This window comes from Flavobacterium sp. AK-301, from assembly GCF_058310215.1.
Genome location: NZ_JBZEES010000016.1, coordinates 17,074 through 39,178, shown reverse-complemented (window position 1 = coordinate 39,178; position 22,105 = coordinate 17,074). Strand labels below are relative to the sequence as shown.

12 protein-coding genes are annotated in these 22,105 nt (G+C 33.0%); 9 read left to right on the top strand and 3 right to left on the bottom strand.

Annotated elements, in window-relative coordinates:
* Together AC4FQX_RS14465 and AC4FQX_RS14460 are read left to right on the top strand one after the other, a co-directional pair.
* Positions 1–780, top strand: coding sequence for an outer membrane beta-barrel protein (locus AC4FQX_RS14465; RefSeq protein WP_491168431.1), 780 nt, complete (start codon positions 1–3; stop codon positions 778–780).
* Between the two features lie 130 nt (positions 781–910).
* Positions 911–2,134: an isocitrate dehydrogenase (NADP(+)) gene (locus tag AC4FQX_RS14460; RefSeq protein ID WP_491168430.1), complete on the top strand. Its 1,224-nt coding sequence runs from the start codon at positions 911–913 to the stop codon at positions 2,132–2,134.
* Positions 2,135–2,209: 75 nt separating this feature from the next.
* On the opposite strand, the gene AC4FQX_RS14455 is transcribed toward AC4FQX_RS14460, so the two are convergent.
* A complete protein-coding gene (locus tag AC4FQX_RS14455; RefSeq protein ID WP_491168429.1) occupies positions 2,210–2,923 on the bottom strand; it encodes a LytR/AlgR family response regulator transcription factor in 714 nt (237 codons plus the stop codon).
* Positions 2,924–3,012: 89 nt separating this feature from the next.
* On the opposite strand from AC4FQX_RS14455, the gene AC4FQX_RS14450 reads away from it, so the two are divergent.
* The 4 genes from AC4FQX_RS14450 (at position 3,013) to AC4FQX_RS14435 (ending at position 7,348) form a co-directional block, all read left to right on the top strand.
* Complete coding sequence (locus AC4FQX_RS14450; protein ID WP_491168437.1) at positions 3,013–3,315, top strand: DUF6268 family outer membrane beta-barrel protein; 303 nt, start codon at positions 3,013–3,015, stop codon at positions 3,313–3,315.
* A gap of 178 nt (positions 3,316–3,493) precedes the next feature.
* Entirely contained in the window at positions 3,494–5,881 is a 2,388-nt protein-coding gene (locus AC4FQX_RS14445) for a TonB-dependent receptor (RefSeq protein WP_491168428.1), read from the top strand.
* Between the two features lie 38 nt (positions 5,882–5,919).
* Positions 5,920–6,738: a DUF4249 family protein gene (locus tag AC4FQX_RS14440; RefSeq protein ID WP_491168427.1), complete on the top strand. Its 819-nt coding sequence runs from the start codon at positions 5,920–5,922 to the stop codon at positions 6,736–6,738.
* A 250-nt stretch (positions 6,739–6,988) separates the two neighbouring features.
* Entirely contained in the window at positions 6,989–7,348 is a 360-nt protein-coding gene (locus tag AC4FQX_RS14435) for a DUF983 domain-containing protein (RefSeq protein ID WP_491168426.1), read from the top strand.
* On the opposite strand, the gene AC4FQX_RS14430 is transcribed toward AC4FQX_RS14435, so the two are convergent.
* Positions 7,333–8,217, bottom strand: a complete 885-nt coding sequence (locus AC4FQX_RS14430) for a helix-turn-helix domain-containing protein (RefSeq protein ID WP_491168425.1) — start codon at positions 8,215–8,217, stop codon at positions 7,333–7,335. The genes AC4FQX_RS14435 and AC4FQX_RS14430 overlap by 16 nt on opposite strands.
* 279 nt (positions 8,218–8,496) lie before the next feature.
* Between AC4FQX_RS14430 and uvrB the strand changes: the two genes are divergently transcribed.
* The 3 genes from uvrB to AC4FQX_RS14415 all read left to right on the top strand — a co-directional run bounded on the left by uvrB (position 8,497) and on the right by AC4FQX_RS14415 (position 11,829).
* Entirely contained in the window at positions 8,497–10,488 is a 1,992-nt protein-coding gene (gene uvrB / locus AC4FQX_RS14425) for an excinuclease ABC subunit UvrB (RefSeq protein ID WP_491168424.1), read from the top strand.
* Between the two features lie 297 nt (positions 10,489–10,785).
* Entirely contained in the window at positions 10,786–11,214 is a 429-nt protein-coding gene (locus AC4FQX_RS14420) for a DUF1456 family protein (RefSeq protein WP_491168423.1), read from the top strand.
* Between the two features lie 30 nt (positions 11,215–11,244).
* Positions 11,245–11,829, top strand: a complete 585-nt coding sequence (locus AC4FQX_RS14415; RefSeq protein WP_491168422.1) for a hypothetical protein — start codon at positions 11,245–11,247, stop codon at positions 11,827–11,829.
* 272 nt (positions 11,830–12,101) lie between these two features.
* On the opposite strand, the gene AC4FQX_RS14410 is transcribed toward AC4FQX_RS14415, so the two are convergent.
* Positions 12,102–21,806, bottom strand: coding sequence for a T9SS type B sorting domain-containing protein (locus AC4FQX_RS14410; RefSeq protein WP_491168421.1), 9,705 nt, complete (start codon positions 21,804–21,806; stop codon positions 12,102–12,104).
* Between the last annotated feature and the right edge of the window lie 299 nt (positions 21,807–22,105).

The following is a 22,105-nucleotide window of genomic DNA, read 5'->3' as shown; positions in this document are numbered from 1 at the left end:
ATGAGAATTAAAACAATAAAACAAATTCAAATCATTTTTGCAGCACTTCTTACATCAGGAATAGTAACGGCACAACAATCACATGAAAAAATTTCTGAATTTGGCAGTAGCTTTGGAATCGGATACACCTATTATATATCATCTCATATTGGATTACAGACCGGAATAGAATACAGTATGTATAATAACAAAATGAAAAAATCTAATTTGGAAGGAAGCTATATAACAACTGATAATGAAAATGAGTCTCTGGAATATAGGTACAAAATCAAAAATTATCAGGAAAAACAAAAAATAGGATATATTCAGATTCCTGTTATGGTACAATACCTGAAACCTTTAAAGGAAAATATTTCACTCTATGCATCAACAGGAATAAAAATAGGTTTTGCACAAAAAAAATCATTTGAAAGCATATCAGAATCACTGACAACAGAAGGATATTACCCTGACACTAATGCTGTTATAGACAATATCCCTGAACAAGGGTTTGGAAACTATCCTTCTATAAAATCAAAGGGAGATCTGGATTTACAAACTACATGGTTCTTCGCTCTTGAAACAGGGCTACGATGGAAAATTTCCAGAAATATATTTTTACATACCGGTGTTTATTTTGATTACGGATTAAACAATAGTAATAAAGGTGGAGCAGATAACTTTATAAGTTATAATAAACTAAATCCGGAAAAGCCATTGAGTAACAGTGTAATTCTTAAAAATCAGTCTTTAAAACTCATTTCTTTTGGAATAAAGGTTAAACTGGGGTTTGAATTATAGATGACAGCGATAATAGTCAATTCATTCCTTAGAAGAAAATCTACTGGGCTAGTCCTCTTTTTTCCACATTGATTTTCCTATCTTTGCAGTTATTACATATTTAAACTAATTACAAAATTATTTCAATATTATGGCAAAAATTAAAGTAGCTAATCCGGTTGTAGAACTGGATGGTGATGAAATGACACGAATTATTTGGAAATTTATTAAAGATAAATTAATTCTTCCTTACTTAGAATTAGATATCAAATATTATGATTTAGGTATTGAATACAGAGATCAGACCAATGATCAGGTTACTATCGACGCTTCTGAAGCAATCAAAAAATACAACGTAGGAATCAAATGTGCTACAATTACTCCTGATGAAGCTCGTGTTACTGAGTTTAATCTTAAGCAAATGTGGAAATCACCAAACGGCACTATTCGTAATATTGTAGGCGGAACAGTTTTCCGTGAACCTATTATTATGAAAAACGTTCCTCGTTATGTTCAGGGATGGACTAAACCGATCGTTATTGGTCGTCATGCATTTGGAGATCAATACAAAGCTACTGATACAGTTATTAAAGGAAAAGGTACATTAACCATGAGCTTTACAAATGAAGCCGGAGAAACTAAAACATGGGAAGTGTATGATTTTAAAGGTGATGGCGTAGCAATGAGCATGTACAACACAGATGAATCTATCTATGGTTTTGCACGTTCTTCTTTCCAGATGGCTCTAACTAAAAAATGGCCGCTGTATCTTTCTACAAAAAATACAATTCTTAAAGCTTATGACGGACGTTTCAAAGATATCTTTGAAGAAGTGTATCAAAATGAGTTTAAAACAGAATATGAAAAAGCAGGTATCACTTACGAACACAGACTTATTGATGACATGGTAGCTTCTGCTATGAAATGGAGCGGCGGATTTGTATGGGCTTGTAAAAACTATGATGGGGACGTTCAGTCTGATACTGTTGCTCAGGGCTTCGGTTCTTTAGGTCTTATGACTTCTGTGTTAGTTACTCCTGATGGAAAAACGGTTGAAGCTGAAGCAGCTCACGGAACAGTTACTCGTCACTATAGAGAATATCAAAAAGGAAAAGAAACTTCTACAAACCCGATTGCTTCTATTTTTGCATGGACAAGAGGTTTAATGCACAGAGGTAAACTGGATAATAATCAGGAGTTAGTTAAATTCTGTGAAACATTAGAGCAGGTTTGTATTGATACTGTAGAAAGTGGAAAAATGACTAAAGATTTAGCTGTTTTAATTTATGGAGATAAATTAACAAAAGACAACTATTTAAATACTCAGGATTTCCTAAATGCTATTCAGGAAAACTTAGATAAAAAATTATCTTAGTAACATCCTTATATATAAAAAAAGCCGTTCAGTACTGAACGGCTTTTTTTATAATTCCTATTTTTCTACAAAAGATTATCCTTTTTTAAAAGAAAATTCATCTAGTAGAATCTGGTATTTCCTGCCAATAGGAATACTTTCACCCGTTGTAAGAACAACACTTTCTTTCAGAATACTTTCTATAAAATTCACATTGACAATAAAAGAACGATGTACCTGCAAAAAGTCTTTTCCATTCAGTTCATCCTTAAAATTCATAAGAGTACCATATACAACAATCGGAAAGGCTCCTTTGTTTTTATGTATCTTGAGATAATTACCTATACTCTGAATATAGACTATGCTTTCCTGTAGTACTTCTTCTACTCCGCCATTCTGCCGAAAAGAAATTGTTGTTTTTTTCAGAGGCAGATTCTTCTCCTTAGCATCACAAAACAGTTTTGCTTTTTCAGCTACTTTCATAAATAAAGGCAATGAGATCGGCTTTAATAAATAATCCATAACATCATTCTTGTAAAAATCCAGCGCAAAATCAGAATAAGCAGTAGTAACAATCGTAACCGGTTTCTGAGAAAGCACTTCCACCAATTCAACACCATTGATCAGCAGCATATTAATATCCAGAAACAAAATATCAAAAGTATGCTCCTGCAATAATTGTAAAGCTTCCTCCCCGTTATAGGCACTTGCTGTATATTCTAAATGATTACAATATGAAATATGTGACTGAATAACCTGATGTGCCGGTTTCTCATCATCAACAATCAGACATTTGTAGATAATTCCCATAATATTAACTCTAAATTAAAAAATTCATTTTTATTTTTAACAAATATAAGTTTATATTTTAACTGTAAGCACCTTTCTGTTACCTTCAGATTATTACTTCTGAACTGATAATAGCTGATATATCTTTTTACAAACTCAATTATACGGGTGAACGTTATCAGGTAAAAGTTGCCTTAATAGAAGCTTTTGAAATAACTGCAGGTATGCAAATAAACAAAAGTCTCAAACTGAATCTGACTGTAGAAATAAACGGAAGCCTTGCTTTAACAGAACAAAAAGGAAAAAATATGATGTTCAACCCACATTTTACAACTTCCGGATATTGTTCAATAAGTATTAAATACGCTCCTATAGAAAATATTAAATTTATGCTAACAAATAATTATTTTTAAATATCTTGCAAGACTTTTTATCCTTTATTTATAATCCTTAACCTGAAACCTGAATCAACGTAAATAAAATGTAAACAACTTGTAAATAAAATGATTTTAAAAATATTTTTTTTACAATAGTTGTAACAATTAAACTATTTTCTATACTTATATTATAAACCCATTACCTATACTAAATATGAATTTAAAAACCTTTTTTATCTTTTTATCCACACTTTTAATTTTTTTACTAAATAGTGTAGAAGGATCCTCTCAAGAAAAATTTACACTAAGTGGAACAATTTCTGATATTACAAATAACGAAACTTTAATTGGAGTAAATATTCTGATAAAAGAACTGAACATCGGAATAATGACTAACGAATATGGTTATTATTCCATCTCTCTGCCAAAGGGTACCTATACTGTTGAACTGAGTTACATTGGTTTCCAAACCTTTGAAGAAAAAATAACTGTTACACAGAATATTAAAAAAAATATTGCTCTGGAAACAGCCGCCAATCAACTGGATGAAATCATCATCAATACAGAAAGAACCGCTATTAATTTGCGAAAACCCGAAATGAGTACACACAAATTATCCATTGCTGCTATTAAAAAAGCACCTGCTGTACTGGGCGAAGTAGATATTATAAGATCCATTCTTCAGTTGCCTGGTGTTACCAATGCCGGTGAAGGGGCTTCGGGATTTAATGTACGTGGAGGGGCTGCAGACCAGAATCTGATCCTTCTAGATGAAGCCACAATCTATAATTCCTCTCATCTTTTTGGTTTTTTCTCTGTTTTTAATCCTGATGCTATTAAAGAGTTGAAACTATATAAAGGAGGTATTCCTGCTCGTTATGGTGGTAGAATCTCTTCTGTCCTAGATGTTTACCAGAAAGAAGGAAATAGTAAAGAGTTTCATATGAACGGAGGTATCGGAGTTATTTCAAGCCGCATTCTGGCTGAAGGTCCGATCGTTAAAGATAAAGGTTCATTCCTTATCAGCGGACGCAGTTCATATGCTCATTTATTCTTAAAACTGGCTAACAATAAAAATTCTGCTTATTTCTATGACTTGAATACAAAACTGAGTTATAAAATAAATAATAATAATAATATTTATTTATCCGGTTATTTTGGTCGTGATATATTCGATCTCAATAAAGAGTTTATCAATACTTATGGAAATACCGTCGTAAACTTGCGCTGGAATCATTTATTCTCAGATAAATTATTCTCTAATCTGTGCGTTATTTACAGTGATTACTACTATGGATTAAGACTTGATTTTATTGGTTTTAAATGGGATTCCGGTATCAAAAACTACAATCTGAAATATGATTTCAAACATTATGTTTCTAATAGTTTCAAACTGAATTATGGTATCAATCTTATTGATTATAAATTTAACCCGGGTGAAATTAAACCGACTGACAATAAATCAGGAATCAACTACAGAAAACTAGATCAGAAATACGCTTTTGAAGGAGCGGCTTATATAGAAGCAGAACACGAACTTTCGAGTAAAATATCACTTCTTTACGGAATACGTTACAGCACTTTTTCCCGTTTAGGAAATCAGACCATAAATATCTATGAAAATAATCAGGCTGTGCATTTTAATAAGGAGTTAAAAATCTATGAAAAAGCAACACCAATTGGTACTAAAGAGTATGGAAGTGGAAAAACAATTGCTTTTTTTGACAACTTCGAACCTCGTTTTGCCATTTCTTATCAAATGAATGATAAACAGTCCATTAAAGGAAGTTATAACCGCATGAGTCAGTATCTGCATCTTATTACGAATACTTCTTCTCCTACTCCACTGGATATATGGACACCAAGCGACAATTTTATGAAACCACAGCTATTAGACCAATATGCCATTGGTTATTTCAGAAACTTTGCTGATGAGAAATATTCTCTGGAGGTGGAAACCTATTATAAAGCAAGTAAAAACAAAGTAGATTATATCGATGGTGCTGACCTTATTGCTAATAATGCAATTGAACAGGTTATTCTGAACGGTAAAGCCAGAGCTTATGGTATAGAATTTCTTTTACGCAAAAACACCGGTCGTTTCAATGGTTTTATTTCCTATACTATTTCCCGTTCTGAGCAAAAAACACCGGGAAGAAATGCTATCGAAACAGGAATTAATAATGGAAAATGGTATAAAGCAGGTTATGACAAATTACACAATCTAACTGTAACAGGAAGCTATCAGTATAATGAGAAATGGTCTTTTGCAGGTAATTTCTCTTTACAATCCGGACAGCCTGCTACCTACCCTAACGGACAATATGAGTATCTTGGTGTAACTGTTCCAAGTTACGGAGCTCGTAACAAAAACCGTTTACCAATATACCATCATCTTGATATTTCTGTAACTTATGTCCCTAACCCGGAAAAGAATAAAGACTGGCAAGGAGAATGGGTTTTTGGAATCTATAATTTATACAGTCGAAAAAATGCTGCTTCAATTTCTTTCCGTCAGGATCCGGAAACTGGAATTAATGAAGCACAACGTCTTTCTATTTTTAAGATTGTTCCTTCTGTTACTTATAACTTTAAATTCTAATCTTTTCCTATAGAAAAATAAACAATAAAAATATACTTATGAAAAATATAAAACTTCTTCTACTAATATGTATTACCGGAATTTTTATCGGTTGTGAAGACGTTGTCCATCTTAATCTGGATACTGCTCCACCACGTCTTGTAATAGAGGCTTCAATAATCTGGAATAAAGGGACTACTGGTAATGAGCAAATCGTTAAATTATCTACTACAACCGGTTATTATAACACTGTATTTCCTACTGTGTCTAATGCTATTGTAACAATAGAAACTTCTGATGGTGTTATTTTTAACTTTTTAGAAAAAGATAATACGGGTCAGTATATCTGTACAGATTTTGTTCCTGTATTAAATAAAACTTATCATCTTACTGTTATACTGAATAATGAAATATATACTGCTACAGAAATTATGCAGTCCGTTGTATCTTATGATTATGTTGAACAGATCAATGATGGCGGACTTCAGAAAGATGAAAAAGAAGTACTTGCTTATTTTACTGATCCCAAAGATGCAGAAAATTACTATCTGATACATAGCAAATCTGAAGTAGATGCCATTAATTCTTATGAAATTATAAAAGATGAGTTTTTTAATGGAAATCAGGTAAATAACCGCTATTCTGATGATAAACTTGCTACAGGTCATACTGTCAACTTTAAACTATGTGGTATTTCAAAAAGATATTACAATTATCTGAATGTTTTACTAGATGCTAGGGGAAACAATTCTTTTCGGCCACCATCACCATCCGGAGCTGTCAGAGGAAATATTACCAATACTACTCATCCGGACAACTATTCTTTAGGCTTTTTCAACCTTTCCGAAGCAGATAACATTAGTCATACTGTTCAGTAACAAGAGTCAGATGATTCGATTATAAAATAACCATGAGCTTCACTCATGGTTATTTTTATTTATATTCACTGTATACAGAACGTAAATTATTCGTAAAATAAAACAGGGTATTAATAGTTCCACTAACTTTTAGACCAGAACATTTGATCTTTAGACTTATTTTAAAAAATGTCCGAATACTACCAAAATCAGCGTTATTAACCACTTCTGAAATCCATAATAATTTCCGAAATTTGAATAAAAAAATAATATGTCCTTATTAAAGTTTTTAACGAAAGTAACTAACGGAACCTGTCCCAATTGTGGAAAAACGAAAATATTTACAAGCAACGGAAATCCGTTCTTATTTAAAATGCCTAAAATGAACCATGAATGTAGTGACTGCGGTTATTCCTTTTACAGAGAAACCGGATTCTATACTGGTGCAATGTACATCAGCTATGCCGTAACTGTTGCAGAAATGGTTGCTGTAATTGTTCTGGGACTTATCTTTAAACTAGGTCCGATTCAGATGTTTTGTGGTATTGTTCTTGTAGCTTTTTTGTTTTCTACCTTTAATTATAAAATTTCACGGCTTATATGGCTCAATATCTTTTACAAAGAAGAATAACGTTTTAAAAACTGACCCGGAGTTTCTCCGGATCGTTTTTTAAATAGCTTCGAAAAATAAGAATAATCCTCATATCCCAGCTCATCTGCAATCTCATTAAAGCTTTTTTTGGTATAAATTAACATTCGTTGTGCTTCCAACACAACACGTTCCAGTATAATATCAGTTGTTGTTTTATTGACCAAGCTGCGTGTAATCCTATTCAAATGCTTTGGTGTAATATTAAGATCAGCAGCATACCGAGCTGGAGATTTAATAATTGTAAATTGTTTTTCCACCAAATCCTCAAATTCTAGAAACTTACGGTTATAATGACTAAAATTTGCTATAGGGAAACGATCTTCTGTTAGCACAAATCGATTCAACTCGATATACAATTGTGACATTATATTCAGAATTAACTGTTGTGCTTTCCAGTCTTTATCTTTATATTCCTGCAAAATTCGCTGAAATAAATTAGTAATATGCTGTAAAAAATTACCTTCTAAACACATACAGTTCAAATGATACATAGAAGTATAAATAGGATATTCCCTGATCCTCTCCCGGATAAAAAACATATCAAAAAATTCCTGAGTATGAAAAAAAATATAGCCATCAATATCTTCCGACAGTTTCCAACTGTGCGTCTGACCTGGCACCAGCAGAAATACACTTCCGGGATGTACATCATATACCTGAAAATCAATTTCATGCACTCCGGTTCCCTTAGTAAACAATATTGTGGCATAAAAATTATGCTTATGAGGTTTCTCTACCTGAGTATGATTGATCATAATATGATCCGGAATCGTATTAGCATAAAAATCACTTCCTAAACTATTTTCATTTAGTTCATTAATCTTTAAAACAGCAATATTATCATTCATATATCCAGTTTCTTTAATTCAAAAGTACAATTTTTATAGTGGATAGTTTTTTAGTGGATAGTTATTGTGAAATGTAAAATGACAATACGTATTCCCCTCCTCCGTAGGGGTGCCCGTAGGGCGGAGTGGTTTTTTTAGTTGATAGTTCGTAGTTGATAATTGATAGTTTTTGAAAACTGAATTACTGAAAACTGAAAACTGTATACCGAATACCAAATACTGAAAACTGTGAACTAAAGGATGAATTTTCATTATCTTTGCAGAACCATAAAAAACGATATGAAATTTCAAGTTGTATCCGATTACAGCCCGACAGGTGACCAACCTCAGGCTATTGAAAAATTAGCAAAAGGTATTAAAGAAGGGGAACTCTTTCAGACCTTACTTGGTGTTACCGGTTCAGGAAAAACCTTTACTGTAGCCAATGTTATTCAGGAAGTAGAAAAACCTACATTAGTTTTAGCTCATAACAAAACATTAGCAGCGCAGTTATATTCAGAATTTAAACAGTTTTTCCCTAATAATGCTGTAGAGTATTTTGTTTCTTATTATGACTATTATCAACCTGAAGCCTTTATTCCTGTAACCGGAACTTATATAGAGAAAGATCTGTCTATCAATGAGGAACTGGAGAAAATGCGTTTAAGTACTACATCTTCTCTTCTTTCCGGACGTCGTGATATTATTGTCGTCGCTTCTGTATCTTGTTTATACGGTATTGGTAACCCTGTTGAATTTCAGAAAAATGTTATTGCTATAGACAGAGGTGAAACAATTTCCAGAACGAAACTGTTACATCGTCTGGTACAAAGTCTGTATTCCAGAACGGAAGCGGAATTCACTCCGGGAACTTTCCGTATAAAAGGAGATACTGTTGAAGTTTTCCCAAGTTATGCTGATGATGCTTTCCGTATCCATTTTTTTGGAGATGAAATAGAAGAAATCGAATCGTTTGATACCAGAACTTCTGCTGTTATTGAAAAATATGAGAAACTGACTGTTTATCCGGCTAATATGTTTGTAACTTCTCCTGATGTATTGCAAAACGCAATCTGGGAAATTCAGCAGGATCTGGTAAAACAAGTTGATTATTTTAAAGAAACAGGAAAACCTCTGGAAGCAAAACGTCTTGAAGAACGTACTAATTTTGATCTTGAAATGATTAAAGAATTAGGATACTGTTCGGGAATTGAGAACTATTCCCGCTACCTTGACGGACGGGCTCCTGGAACGCGTCCTTTCTGTTTACTGGATTATTTTCCTGATGATTATTTAATGGTCGTAGATGAAAGCCATGTAACGATTTCTCAGGTTCATGCCATGTATGGTGGTGACCGTTCCCGTAAGGAGAATCTGGTAGAGTACGGATTCCGTTTACCTGCTGCAATGGATAACCGTCCGCTGAAATTTGAGGAATTTGAAAAAATGCAGAATCAGGTTATCTATGTCAGCGCAACACCTGCGGATTATGAATTACAGAAATCAGAAGGAATCTATGTAGAACAGATTATTCGCCCCACCGGACTCTTAGACCCGATTATCGAAGTAAGACCAAGTCTGAATCAAATAGATGATCTGATTGAAGAAATTCAGGTTCGTTGTGAAGCGGATGAAAGGGTTCTGGTCACTACACTAACGAAAAGAATGGCGGAAGAACTAACTAAATACTTTACCAAAGTAGGTATTCGCTCTCGTTATATTCACTCGGATGTGGATACACTGGAACGTGTGGAAATCATGCAGGATCTCCGTAAAGGATTATTTGATGTACTAATAGGTGTTAACCTTTTAAGAGAGGGACTTGACTTACCGGAAGTTTCTTTAGTCGCTATTCTGGATGCTGATAAGGAAGGTTTTTTAAGAAGTCACCGCTCTCTGACTCAAACTATCGGTAGAGCAGCAAGAAACCTAAACGGAAAAGCAATTATGTATGCTGATAAAATCACCAACAGTATGCAGAAAACAATTGATGAAACAAACTATCGCCGAAATAAACAAACGGAATACAATACAAAGCACCATTTAGTTCCGAAAGCTTTAAATAAAAGCCTGGATAACGCATTGACTAAAAACTCTGTTTCGGCATTATACTATGAAAAACAGGAATTAAAAGCTGCTGAACCGGAAAGTCTGTATCTGAGTAAACCTGAAATTGAAAAGAAAATCAGAACTTTACGTAAAAATATGGAAAAAGCGGCAAAAGAATTGGATTTTATGCAGGCGGCAAAATTACGTGATGAAATAAAAGTATTACAGGAGAAGCTCATTTAATTTGGAAATTTGCTGATTTGGAAATTTGAAAATTGCGGACAAATCTGATTATTAGATTATTGGATTTTTTGAATTCTTTGCTGCGCAAAGTCTCCTGACTTTGAGAATGTGAATATCGGTCTCTGACCGAATTGATTATATAAATAATATCACAAAGGTCAGAGACCTTTCAACACTCCTACAAAATTAAAAACTTTGTAGAGCAGAGTAATCGAACACCCGAGCCTGAAAGAGCAAACAGACGAAATAATCTAAAAATCGAATAATTAAGTATCTTTGTTCTTTAAATAAAAATATATGACCAATAATGACATCTTCAAAAAATTGCGTGTTGCTTTACAATTACGTGATGACCAGATTGTAGAAATATTACAATTAGTGGATTTTAGAATTTCTAAAACTGAATTAGGTGCTTTCTTCAGAAATGAGGATCATCCTAATTATATGGAGTGTGGAGATCAGGTGTTACGAAATTTCTTAAACGGATTAGTGATTCATTTACGTGGTACTAAAGAGGAACCAAAAAATCCAATGGAAGTTATTAAGGGACATAAAGCTTCTAAACCTCAAACTACTACTAGAGAGGAACAACCTAATAACAAAACTGAAAAACCAAAAGCTAAAAGTTTTAAACCTACTTATAAAGCGAATCCTAAAAAGACTACTCCAAAAATAGAAATTGTAGAAAAAGTAAAGTTCAATAACGGTAAGAATAAAAAATCCTAAAAAGTATTCAGTACCTTAAATTTTGTTGTTATGAGAATCTTTTTACTTTCTTCTTTTTTAATCTGTTCTACTCTGTCTTTTTGCCAAACTAATGATAATATCGGATATACTGAAGTTGTTACAGACACATTGTCTTCCTCTATTAAAAATTCTGCTATTGCCACTACCAAAAAAGAGACTGCTTATTTTATCGATTCTGTTTTTGTACATTCAAATATCCTAAAAACACTAGATTCTCAAATTGTAAAATCTATTAATGTTGTAAAAAAGGACACTATTATTAATGAAAAAACGTATTCCGGAAAGATCTATATCACAACTAAAAACCCAATACAACATAACTTTCTGACTCTTGAACAGATAAAAACATTTTTTACAGATCGTACAGCTCCAACAACTATCTACATACTGGATGATAAACTTATAACGGATGCTGCTGAAACTTATAAAATCGATCAAAATTATATTCTAAAGGTTGAAGGGAAAAACACTAATTATTTTGAAAGTTTAAAAGACAATAATCTGAATATAGATATTATAACGATTCTTACTAAAACAAAAGAAAACATAGAAAGAGAAAAAACAAAAATAATATTAAAAGGAATGAAAAAATAAAAAAGCTGTCTAATAAAGATTCCTTTTTCTTTTATAGAATATTATTATTATTTTAGATGATGGTACTTATTCCTTCAAGGTTTTAAAAACCTTACAGAAAACAACTTCTTTTAAATTGAATATATGGTCTTAAAGCATAAAAAACCAGAGGTTATCTAAAAAGTTAGATAACCTCTGGTTTTTTTGACTTATACTCTTTGTTATATGCTTAAAATATTTCCTTTTAAAAACAACAGGTTAGATCTTCATTTGATCTAACCTGTTAGTTTTATTTATCTGTATAAAGTGAAATGTCCAATAAAATCCCTGTTGTCTTCCTTTTCATTTAATTTAATCATATACCAATAATCTCCCGAAGGCAAAGGTCTTCCATTATATTCTCCATTCCAGGAATCTCCTAATCTTAATGTTTTCATTTCTCTACCATATCGATCAAAAATATGGGTTCTGATAAATGGATAATTTTCAGTATTCTGAGGTGCCCAGGTATCATTACTTCCATCATCATTAGGTGTAAAATAATTCGGAATCTCTATATCAATAAATTCTATATAAATTTCTCTTTCAATCTTACAACCATTTTTATCAACAACGACAACAGTATATAATCCTGTTTCTTTCACTATATAAGTGTTTTTATAGGATCCACTACCTCCGTTAAAATAATAACTATATTCTCCATATCCTCCAGTTGCTTTAGCTACAATTTCATTCAATCCTCCCAGCGAAAGTCTTAAATCTAATGGCTCTACTTCTACAATCTCAAAAGATTCAGTCTCTTTAATACAACCACTACTATGCATAACTTTAACCCTATATCTTCCCGGACTTAAATTTGTATATGTATTTGATAATTGTGGTTTTTCTCCATTCAGAGCATACATTACCTCATCTTTTGCTTCTGGAGACACTTCTATGGTCACCTGATTTCCGGTCTGATTCTGATCACAATTATAAGTAACTGTAACAACCGGATCAATATTAATTGCTACCGGCATATCTACCTCATGAGAGGTAATACATCCATTAGCATCTTTTACATAAATAATATAAATTACACCACTTTTTAAATTTTCAAACAGAGTGCGATTTAAAACAAAATCCTTCTCTTTATCTGAATTAATACTAGTCGAATAAGGTGCTGTTCCTTTTAAAATCTCAACTTCTATAAGACCATTATTCTCTCCGTAACAAAGTTCTACTATTTTATTTTTTACTATTATTTCAGCAGATGGAATCTCTGTTACATCTATCGGAACAGAAACAATACATCCTATGCTGTCTTTTACATATACTGTATAAGAGCCTGCTCTTAAATTTTCAAATTTAGAGGTTGACAGAAAAACATCCGGATCAGTTGAAATAGCATATTCTAATACTCCTGTTCCACCACTTGCAGTTATATCAATACTTCCTACTGCCTGACCGCCACATAATATCTTTGTTGCTACAGCACTAGCCTTAACTGGCTGATTATCTGTTTCAAAACTTACAATCTCAGTACATCCGTTACTATGCTTCATACTAATTGTATGTGATCCTGTCTCAATACCTGTAAATGTATTGGCAGACTGATAGGTTCCTCCATCTAATGCATAAGTTACGTCCGTACTCTTTATTTCCGTATTAATCTCTACTGTTACTGTATTAGTAGGTGCATTATTATCACATATCGGCTGTATGATTAACTTTGGTTGAAAATCGACCGGTTTTTCTAAAAAATGATACGTAAAATCAAAACAACCATTGGCGTCTTTTACATAGATAGTGTAATCTTTACCTCCTTCTAAATTTTTAAACTCAAACTGATTCTCGACAAAAGGTCCTTTCATATCATTTAAACTGGTATAATAAGGAGCTGTTCCTCCTATTGGAGTTATTGTTATACTACCTTTTCCATCTCCCAGACATAATTCCTGTGTTACGGTTCCTTTTATGATTAGTTCTTCAGGCTCTGTGATTATAATGGATAAATCCTGAAAACATCTGGTTTCTTTATCCTGAACAATAATTTTGTATGTTCCTGCACTTAAATCGTTGAAAGTATTTTTTGAACTAAATTTATCCAGATATGGTGATATTGCGTATTGATATTTACCGGAACCTCCTGTAACCGAGACACTAATAAACCCGTCTTCTTTACCATAACAACTAACAGGTTTTTGTGTTTTCTCAACAACGAGAGGACTCGGTTCCTTTACAACAATTTTTTCTGAAGTCTCTGTACAATCTCCACTGGTTACTATTATAAAATAAGTTCCTGCCCCAATATTTTTAAAAGTTCCTGAGTTTTGAGATGGCTGAACCAATCTCCCTTTTTCGTCGACTAATTCATATTGATAATCTCCTAAACCACCTTTAGCAAAAGCGGTTATTTCTGCGTTAGCATCTCCTATATCACAACCTGCGAAATCACCTGACAAATCCAGACTAATCGCTAATGGTGTAATTTCGACAATATCTACAGTATTCGTTACTACTGCTTTACAACCACTGGTGTCTTTTACATAATATTTATAACTGCCTGCCTGCACGTCCAGTTTAGCTAACGGAGCATAATTTTTTCCGTCTGTACTGTATTCAAAAGGGGCTATTCCCCCTGTTACTGTAATTTCTAAAGTGGCAGGGGTCATACAGGTCAGTGTTTTCACAAGAGACAATGTAGCAACAATCCTATCCGGTTCTTTAATTTCAATTGTGTTAGTCGTTTCTGTACAATTCCAGTTATCTGCTATTGTTACATAATATTTTCCTACTCCTAAATTAGAGAAAACATTAGAGGTTTGCGGACCAAATGTGGTTCCGTCCTCATAATGTAAAGTATAAGAATAAACACCTTGTCCTCCTTTTGCAGCTACTGTAATAACAGCATCTCTATTTCCAAAACAGGCTAAATTCGTTGGAGTAGCAACAATATTTCCGGCAATCGGATCCGGTGCTTTTAATATAATACTCTCTTTTACTTCGCAACCGTTATTATCTCTTACTGTTATTTCATATTCTGCCGGAGATAAACCAGAAAACACAGATTTTTTTGAAAAAGATTCTATTTCTTTTCCTGTCGTTTTATTGACTAACTGATAGAGATAATTATCCCATCCTCCTGTAGCAATAGCTTCAATTTCTCCTTTATCCAGAGCACAGGTTACATTTCCGGTTTCTTTTAATTTTAATGTAAGTACTGATTTAGGTTCTAAAATATCAAAATCAATATTTTTAGAACATTCCGGGAAATTCTTCTCTTTTGCAACAAGAGTATAAGAACCGGCTTTTAATAGTACAATCGGTTTTGTTTCTCCATCAGTATAAGAACCTGATGCAACTGAGGTTGTTGTATTCAGTACAAATATCTCCCATGTAAATGATCCTGAAGGATTGGCACTGCTTATTGAAAAAGTAACCTTTCCTGTTTCGGAACCGAAACATACTACATCATTTAATTTTTTAAAATCAACAACTAATGTATTGGGATCTAGCACCGTATGAGAAGCGCTAACACTACATCCGGTAATTTTACTTCTAATTAAAAAGAAATGTACCCCTATCTCTAAATCCTGAAACAATGGGGTGTTTTTCCATGTAGCTCCATTATCATCACTATATTCAAAATCAGCAGGATCAGCAGGAGTAGTATCACTTTCTGATGTCATTACTATAATTTCAACAACCTCTCCATTATTTACACAGCTTATTTTATCTTTCACTTGTGGTGTTGCACTTACTAAAGCATAAAAAGGTGCTATTTCCACTAATTTAGTCACAAAACAATCATTTGTATCATATACAGTAAGTGTATAAGTACCTCCTTTTATATCTGTAATATTCCAACGTATCGGATTTGTAGGTTTTACTACTTTGTCTTTAGACTCTATAATTGTACCTGATGCGTCTTTTAATTCAAAAATATACTCTCCGTTTCCTCCTGTTACATTTGCAGGATCAACTGTAATCACTGCATTATTCATTATATCTCCTGTTGTACAGCCAAATTCCAAAAAGGTTACCGCTCTGTTTACATCAATAATAACCGGTTGTTTTACACTAATGGTATCTTCTTTTTCACATCCTCTTTCTGATACCACTTTAATACTGTAATTTCCCGCCACTAAGTCTCTGAATACAGGAGACTCCTGAAAAGATCCATTATTAATACTATACTGATAAGGTGGATTTATACTGGTCTTATCTAAAACAACGGTAATTGTACCATCATTCCCTTCAAAACAGGTAACAGGGGTTGTTTCTAAACTAAAAGCAACCGGAGCTGGTTCTTCTAATGTTACAGACAATTCTTTTTCACAATTTGTTACATTATCTTTTATACGAACAATATAAGTTCCATATCCTAAACCGGTAAATACTGATTTCGTTCCGGGACCTTCTAATGAAATTTTAGAACTGTCCAGTAGTTCATAAGTATAGTTCTCTACAGCAGAACCTCCTGAACCTATCGCTTTTATTTCTCCGTCGTTTAATTTACAGGTAGGCTGCAGGACAATATCTATATCTAAAACTAATGGTTTATTAATTGTAATCGTTTGGGTAAACACACATCCATTATTGTCTTTTATTGTAATTTTATGTACTCCTGAATTCAGATTATCATATATAAAATTATCTGATTGGGATATAAATACACTTCCGTCTAAACTATATGTAAACGGTGCCACTTCATTAGGTACAACAACTCTGTTTACAGCAATACTAAATTTACCCTCTTCTGCACAAATATCTACAACAGAAACTTTAATTTCAGGTAAAGGGTCTGTAAGTAAAGTGATTTTAGCTTCTTTAATACAATTATTTCCGTCTTTTACATAGACGATATATTTCCCTGCTTTTACAAAGAAAACAGCATTTTTAACCCAGTCCGAACTGTTTGCCTGTGGTGGCACTACTCCCGGTACATCAGATTGAATAAAATATTTATAATTTCCGGCTCCATAAGCACCAGTTACTGTAATCTGACCTTTTTCGTTACAATTTTCATTTTTCGTTACAACTGCTGATATTCTTAATTCTTCTGTTGCTTCCAAAATTTCAAAATCATCAGAAACCTGAGTACAACCAAGAGTCTGACCTTCTTTTTCAGTAAATAAAATAAAATATTTTCCCGGTGTTAAAGGTCCTAAATCTTTTATTGTAACTGCTCCACCATTTACCGGACTATTTCCTTTTATTCCGGTAGATACATTACTAAAAGAAGTATAAACTTCATATTCTACAGAGGTCGTTGCCGATGAATAGTTATCAAAAGTAAAACTAATTTTTCCATCATCTGCTCCTTTACAAGTTACATTTTGGGGATCAACAGTAGAGGTTAAGGTAGATTTTGTCGGAATTTCAGACTCTGATGTAACATAACGATAACAATGTGTACCTTCGTCATATACAACAAAACCATATTTGAAACCCGGTATAAGATCTTTAAATACTGTAGACAAACCTTTAGGAGCATCTCCCGGCTGATAATCCGGTGATCCCGGATAATAAACAGGAACAGTTCCTCTGTAAATGGCGAAAAAATAAGGTCCTTCTCCCATTAAATTACCACTAACGGTTACGACTGCTGAACCAAGAAATCCACACTCTGAACCTTTTATATCTACACTAACAGATAACTCACTTGGAGGAGATGCAATCAAAATATCCTTATCTGATACAGTATTACAACCATTAGCGTCTATAATTTCAATATTATAAAAACCAAATCCTAAACCCTCAAAAGTATAACTTGTATCTGTGGTAGGTCCGAAAGCATGTACAATAGTACCATAACTGTCTTTTAAATAAAAAGTATAAGGTGCGGTACCTCCTTGAACTCCTTCTAAAAATATTTTTCCTCTGGCCGACGGTTTTTCTGTTTCACTCCCGTCTTCACAAAATATATTTTGTTTTCTGGTAGAAAAAGTAATAGGATCTTTTTCCTCTATTTTTACTGTTTTAAAAACACTACAGCCATTTGCATCTATAAGGGTTACTCTATAATTCCCAGCAGGTAATGCTGTTGTCTGATTCTGATAACTTGTATTTGTATCTATATTAAAAACATCTATTTTATAAGGTACTATTCCTTGAATAACCTTTACATTGATACTTCCTGTAGAAGCTCCGGTACAATTAATTATTGGTCCGGATGTTACTTTTAAATCAGGAAGCTTTAACTGCTCAACTACAATATCCTGTAACAGAACTGATGAACAACCATTAGCATCTATAACTTTAAAAGAATAACCTCCCGCACTCGCAGTTGTAAAGTCAACAGATGTTCCTATTAGTTCTTTTGGAGGATTCATAGCCGTACCATTCTTAAAAATCTGATATTGATACGGTAAAATCCCTCCCTGAACTGTGAATTTTATACGTGCATCGGGAGTACTACTACAATCTAATCCTTTATCTAATACTGCATTAACTAATAATTGTTTTCCTATTTGCTTACTTACGGTGGTTGTACACCCTAATTGATCCCGAATCAAAAACTGATGGGTTCCTGGTAACAAACCTTTTATGTGAATTGTAGTAGACGGGCTGGTTGATGACCAGGTTAATCCATTATTTAAACTATACGAATAAGGAGCTGTTCCGCCTCTTATTATCAAAATAATCTCCGTTTTATCTGTTGTAGTATAACAAAATTGAGAAGTAGAACTTATAGTTGCAACAAGTGGTTCCGGTTCTATCAGATCAAAAGAAATAGTGGAAGAACAACCGATCATATCGGTTACGGTAGCTGTATATTTCCCTTTTATCGTCAAATTAATAAATTCCGGATTCATTTGGCTCTGTATTGTCCCGTCCGGAAACTTTAAACTATACTTATTTCTACCTGATCCTCCTTCTGCTTTTAATTTTACTGTAACAGTATTACAATTTATAAGAGTCTGGCTTTCCAGATAAAGTTCTAATTTCTCCGGTTCTTCAATACTTACAGCAACAGGAAGAACGCAAGGGGAAGGAGAATCTGATGAAGCCTCCACTAAAATAACATAATCTCCGGGAAGCAGATTGTTTATCGTAAACTGACTGCTTCCTTTTATGTTTACCCAGGAAACTCCATTATTTATACTATATCTATATCTTGGAAAGTCTTTTACTCCTATAGTAACACTACCATCATTAGCATTAAAACAAGAAATATCTTTTTTTGCCAACAAAGTCGCTGTAAACACTTTATTTTTTACAATAACTGGTGTAATCACTTTAAAATCACAAATTGTCGATGTATCCCCCTCTTTTTTTCCAGCTACAATATTCGAACTATCCTGTGAAAAAGTATATTCTGAATCTTTATAAGCGGATATTAATTTATAATTCCCGGAAGGTATATCTTTAAATACATTTGATTCCTGTGGTCCTATACTATTACCATCCTGGTCGACTAAAGTATATGTATATTCATAATCCGGAATAGTAGTCGATACTGTTACATCTGAGGATTTACTACAAAAATATTGAATATTCGTTCTTATAACAGGAGGAGGAGAAACAATATCCACCGTCTTTGAAAAAGGATAAACACAACCGTTACTATCCTGAATAGCAAGAGAAGCTTGTACTGCACCGGAAGAAATATAGCCTTCTGGACTATCTTTAAAACGATTTCCGTTAATACTATATTTATAAGGTGGCGTTCCTCCAACAGGGTCAATAATCTTCAGTTTAATTCTGTTTTCACCTGTAGGATCACAAGCAGCACCTTCAAGAACAATTGCAGAAGCCTTAAGTGGAAATTCCGGTTGTTTTATAATAATTGTTTGCGGTTTCATATCGCACTCCTTCAGTACTTCTCCTGTCCAATGAACTAATTTATAGTGCACAAACAAGGTATAAGTTCCTCCTGGTAAATCTGTAAAAACAGTAGATTCCTGATATTTCTTTCCTGTAAGACTATAACTTAGCCGATACCCGTTCTGTTTAACATTTTCTATTCTGATAGCTCCATTTCGACCTCCATAACAACGAATATCATCTTGCTTAACAGTATAAGTGGGGATTACTTCCGGTTCAACATTTACCTCCTCTGTAATAGTACACCCATTTACATCTTTTATAACAATACTATACTTTCCGGAACTAGTAACAGGAATTTGATTGTTCTTTATTTCTACCCCTCCATTTATAAAATAAGAATAAGGCTGAGAGCCTCCTGTAACATTTATGGTAAGCATTCCTTCCTGACAAACTAAAGGAGATACATTAACTACTGCTTTTAAAGGACTCGAAGTAGTTAATAGTACTGTTTCTGTATAAAAACAATTTTCATCTGTAGTAACTTTAACTTCATAAGTACCTCCATTCAAATTCTTAAAGGTATAATCATTACTACCTGCTCCTCCAATTAGTCCGGAAGTACTAATAAGTGTACTCCCCCGATAAAGATCATATTTATATTGTGGATTTACATTATCAACCTGTATACGGATATTTCCTTTACTACCACAAGAAGGATTCTCAGAAACAACTTTAACATCTATGTCTCGTTCTACAATTACAATATCCGGTATCTCAAAAACACAACCTTCTTTTCCGGTTATAATCTGTTTTACAAAAACAGTATAATTTCCTGGTGTTGCAATAGGAAAAACAGGATTTGAAGTATATGGTCCATCTATAGCATTAAGACTAAATTCATAACCTGAAGTTGGAAGTCCCCCAATCTTGATCTCTCCTGCTATACCGCAGACTATATCTTTTTTATTTACAACCTGATTTAATGCATTCTTATATACATTAAAATAAAAACGTCTGAAACATCCTCCGGAATAAGAAATATGCAGACGATACTGACCTTCTTCTTCTATTGTAAAATTAGAATCTGAACCAACTACATTCCATTTACAATCAGTATTTTTATTAGCACAACTTTGTTCCTCCTGAACAGAGCAACTAGCTTCATCTAATTTTTCCCAAATAATCGATTCTGTACCGGAAAAAGAAATTTCAATCTTTCTTCCTGTATTAACATCACATAAAATCATTTCTGCAATCTCTTCACCGTCATTTGGACATTTTACTATACGGTCTGCAAATTCTTTTAAAGGGTTTTCAAGCTCATTATTAAAATTATTAACTGTGAATTTTTCTGTCATTCCGGAACAATCTTTAGTTCCCTTACAAACAACTGTATATATTCCTGAAACAGTAGCCTTATAAACCCTTTCCGTACTTACTATCTTCCCCGCGCTATTAGTCCAAGTATAAGCTGAATACCCTTTTCCTGCTTCTAAAAGAACATTATTTGTACATAGTACTACACGCCTTTCAAAAGAACAATTTTTCAGATCAACAGTGAAACGCGTCGGAGAAGGCTTACCAACAATCCCATTCTCTATAAAAGGACTACTTTCAACTGAAACTATTTCCCCATTCTTGGTTCCTTTATAAACAGCCTTTGCTTGATTTTCTATTATATTCGAACAGGCATCCCGAAAATGATTACAATTCGCAACAGTAACTTTAAATTTTATTTTATATAATGCTCCTCCTGCTTTTACTAATTCATCATCAACAGTGAAAACTAAACGTTTCTCTTTCGAATCGTAACTATAAACAACTCCGGGAGGTAAAATAAAATCTTTCGATACAAAATCAATATTTGTAGGTAAATTATCTGTTATAGATAACTCAACTGCATTATCATTTCCGATATTCTGAAAAGATAAAACATAGTAAAAACTATCATTAGGTCCTATTTTTTCGAACCCAATAGGTTTCTGTAAATTATTTTCTATGGTCTTTACTACTATTATTTTTGGATCGACATCTTTATTATTGACCTCTCCTGAAAACACGTGGTTATTATACTGAGTAAACTGTGACAGTAAAGAAATACTACCCCATTCTGTATTTATAATAGTATTATTTGCAGCAATTATGTTTACTGATTCTTTTTGATCAAATGCAGATTTAAATTTTTCATCCAAATGAGCCGAAGCTAAAAAAGGAGTTGAAAAAGCTAAAAACACAAAAAGCATGTAATCTAATTTTTTCCTGAGACAGTTTATTTTCATCTGTAAGTTATGTTTATTTTTTATTCATTAAAATTCTCATATCTTTTAAATAAAAAATACAGAGAGCCCGTGTTTTCTTTATTATAGGCTGATTCTTTATATATTATAAAAACGCAAAAAACACGCAAAAAATATTTCATTATTATCAGCCCAAACACAAAAATTAAAATGAAATTATGTCCGTTTATTTTTATTAAAAAAAACACTTTTATCAAAAAAAACGTAAAAAAAAATAAGATTAAACCTGTTAATGTTAATTTTAT